1 protein-coding gene, 1 tRNA gene and 4 pseudogenes are annotated in these 2,456 nt (G+C 52.2%); 4 read left to right on the top strand and 2 right to left on the bottom strand.

The window, feature by feature from the left end; translation table 11 throughout:
• A partial coding sequence (locus QZ506_RS04405; RefSeq protein ID WP_367272968.1) for an IS1 family transposase occupies positions 1-127 on the bottom strand: 127 nt, incomplete at its 3' end.
• A 64-nt stretch (positions 128-191) separates the two neighbouring features.
• Here QZ506_RS04405 and QZ506_RS04410 point away from each other — a divergent pair.
• The 4 genes and pseudogenes from QZ506_RS04410 to QZ506_RS04425 form a co-directional block, all read left to right on the top strand.
• A pseudogene (locus QZ506_RS04410) lies at positions 192-821 on the top strand (zinc-binding dehydrogenase); the annotation flags it as partial.
• A gap of 102 nt (positions 822-923) precedes the next feature.
• Positions 924-1,289, top strand: a pseudogene (locus QZ506_RS04415) (LysR family transcriptional regulator); the annotation flags it as partial.
• A 173-nt stretch (positions 1,290-1,462) separates the two neighbouring features.
• Positions 1,463-2,002: pseudogene (locus QZ506_RS04420) on the top strand (LysR substrate-binding domain-containing protein); the annotation flags it as partial.
• Positions 2,003-2,163: 161 nt separating this feature from the next.
• A tRNA-Val gene (locus QZ506_RS04425) sits at positions 2,164-2,240 on the top strand.
• Positions 2,241-2,326: 86 nt separating this feature from the next.
• Here the strand turns inward: QZ506_RS04425 and QZ506_RS04430 are convergent.
• Positions 2,327-2,456 (bottom strand): annotated as a pseudogene (locus tag QZ506_RS04430) (IS481 family transposase); the annotation flags it as partial.

Consider the following 2,456-nt stretch of genomic DNA (forward strand, 5'->3'; position numbering starts at 1 on the left):
AGCCCTGTAGCCATCCGTGTTTGCATGACTGACGACGGTAACGCTGATGGCCACTTTTGCCATAACCGTGTTTTTTCACAGGAGATGTCTGTTCACAAAACGGGCATCTTACATCAACTTTAGCCACTGTATTCCACATCCCAAACCGGACATTTCACACTGAAATCAACATATTGAATACACGACCCTACGGCGGCTATGCCAAGCATCTAGTGGTACGTGAAGAGTTTGAGCTGCGCGTACCGGATACCCTGACGCTGGCGCATGTCGCGCCGCTGCTGTGCGCGGGTATTACCACCTATTCTCCGCTGCGTACCTGGAATGTCGGCCCCGGCAGCCGGGTCGGTGTCATTGGACTGGGTGGTTTAGGCAATATGGCCGTCAAGCTGGCAGCAGGTCTTGGCGCAGATGTTACGGTAATGAGCAGCACCAACAGCAAAGAAGCCGATGCGTTATCGCTCGGGGCCGACCGCTTGCTGGTTTCCAGCGACAGCGCCGCCATGGCGGCCGCACAATCTCATTTTGATCTGATTATCGATACCGTTCCGGTCAAGCAGGACGTTAACCCCTACATGCCGCTGTTGAAAGTCGACGGCACGCTGGTGTTGGTGGGGCAAGTTGGCCCGCTGGCAGAACCGACCACAGTGCCTTTGATCCTCGGACGTCGACGTATCGCCGGATCGCTGATCGGCGGCATCCGTGAAACGCAGGAGATGCTTGATTTCTGTGCGAAAAAATAGATCCTGCCCGACTGTGAAATGATTCGTATGGACCATATCAACGAGGCATTCGATCGTATGGAACGCGCCGATGTGCGTTAGCGTTTTGTCATCGATATGGCCTCATTGCCTGCGCCCAGCGCACAGTAATCCTTTGATATACGCGCCGCCGCACAACTCCGGTGGCGCAAACCGTAAGGCCACATGCTGAAAGAAAACTTCAACGATCTGCTGTCATTTTTGGCGGTTGCCAGAGAGCGCAGATTTACCAAAGCTGCCGCTCACCTTGGGGTATCGCAATCCGCGCTGAGCCATTCGGTACGCAGTCTGGAAGAGCGTCTGAAACTGCGACTGCTCACCCGCACCACGCGCAGCGTCGCGCCGACCGAGGTGGGTGAGCAACTTGCAAGCCGTCTTGAACCCCATCTGGCCGATATTGAAAACGAACTCATTGCCCTGCGCGACACGCGTACGCGTCCGGCAGGAAATATTCGTATCACCGCCGGTGAACATGCCTCCGATTATGTGCTGTGGCCCATATTGAAACCGTTCCTCGCCACTTATCCGGATAGGCTTTGTTGAATAAATAGATATTATGCTGCGTAGCCATAAAGGCTGCGGATTCCCTTGACGTAAAATCAGTATGTTAAATCCAGAGCGTGGCAATGCATCCCTGAGCGATCAGCATTTTAATCCAGAACAGGCGTGTCATAACAGCATTGCTCCCTATTATTCAACAAAGCCATCCGGATATCAATATTGAAATTACGGTGGATAACGCACTCACCGATATTGTCAGCGAGCGCTTCGATGCAGGCATTCGTCTGGGCGAACAGGTAGCGAAAGACATGGTGGCAGTACGTATCAGCCCAGAGATGCGCATGGCCGTAGTCGGCTCGCCCGACTACCTTGAGCGCAACGGTGTGCCCTCATCCCCTCAAGCGTTGCAGCAACACCGTTGCATTAATATGCGCTTGCCTACGCTGGGTGGATTGTATGCCTAGGAGTTTGCGCATACCGGTCGAGAAATGCGAGTGCGCGTGAATGGACAGTTAACATTCAACAGGTTGCGCCAGCGCATTGAAGCCGCACGCCACGGTTTCGGCTTAGCTTACGTGCGGGAAGATACCGTTTGCCAGGAACTTGAAGCCGGTACCCTGACGCGGGTGCTGGAGGAATGGTGCGCACCATTTTCCGGCTACTACCTTTATTATCCGACACGCAAACAGCATCCCACAGCATTTGCCCTGTTTATAGATGCGATACGCTATCAGGATAAATGACCTACGGGGAAGCGCGCAGCACAAACATTCAGCACTCAGTAAAAAAGCGGTAATAAAGCACTTGCCATCATGGGAGGACAACGCCATAATAGCGCGCACTCCTCCAGCAGGAGTGTCAAAAAATGTATCTAATCAACTAATTGATTGATACTACATACAGTACGACCATAGCTCAGTTGGTTAGAGCACCACCTTGACATGGTGGTGGTCGGTGGTTCGAGTCCACTTGGTCGTACCAATTCATATTTTATAGAAGTATACTAATGTGTACTAGCTCAGACCTGATCTGACAGTTACCGATTATTTATACCGGTGTCTGTCAGATTACATCTGGTTCAGATTCTTTTCTGCCCAGATCCGTTTTCCATCGAGTAAAGTGGCCATCGGCGTACGCCCGCAGCACGTTTTTCCCTGATGAGTTCGCTCATTATTGTAATGCCACAACCAGTTGTCC

This window comes from Candidatus Symbiopectobacterium sp., from assembly GCF_020054415.1.
GTDB lineage: Bacteria > Pseudomonadota > Gammaproteobacteria > Enterobacterales > Enterobacteriaceae > Symbiopectobacterium.